Below are 630 nucleotides of genomic sequence, written 5' to 3'. Positions count from 1 at the left end.
GCCTAATGGGAGGTACGGAGCCGGGGAATGCTCGGTTCCGTAGCCGCCAGCAGGTGAGCACTATCGCTGCCGGAACCTCGGAGTTCTGGGGTCAGACCGTGCCCCTGCTGGTGGTCGGGAGGCCAGACCGCTGATGGGGTGGCGTGCCCGCCCTGCGGGGCGTGAGCACTGGATCCATTAGGCCGCGCGCCGTGCCTTTCGCAGGCTACACCGCTGCACAGGGGACGTACTTGGGGAGGGTTTGTTGCTGCTCATCGGTGATGACTGGGCCGAAGATCACCACGATGTCGAGCTCCAGGACGAGACCGGCCGCAAGCTGGCCGCCGCGAACCTGCCCGAGGGCGTGGCCGGCATCGCCAGGCTCCACGAACTCGTCGTTCGCCACGGGGGCGAGAGCCTGGAGCCGGGCGAGGTGGTCATCGGGATCGAGACCGACCGGGGATCGTGGGTCCAGGCCCTGACCGCTTCCGGCTACCAGGTGTATGCGATCAATCCCCGGCAGGTGGCCAGGTTCAAGGAGCGGTACGCCTCCTCCGGGGCCAAGAGCGACAAAGGCGACGCGCATGCGCTGGCCGACATGGTCCGCATCGATCGTGACCAGCTGCGTCCGGTGGCCGGGGACAGCGACCA

1 protein-coding gene is annotated in these 630 nt (G+C 68.1%); it reads left to right on the top strand.

Annotated elements, in window-relative coordinates:
• Positions 1 to 244 precede the first annotated feature (244 nt).
• Positions 245 to 630, top strand: a 386-nt coding sequence (locus tag AC3EQ1_RS31330) for an IS110 family transposase (RefSeq protein WP_432097687.1), incomplete at its 3' end; no start/stop codon positions are given.

The sequence above is a fragment of the Streptomyces sp. bgisy100 genome (genome assembly GCF_057709105.1).
The sequence above is the reverse complement of the archived record's forward strand: the minus strand, read 5'-3'. Positions and strand labels throughout refer to the sequence as shown.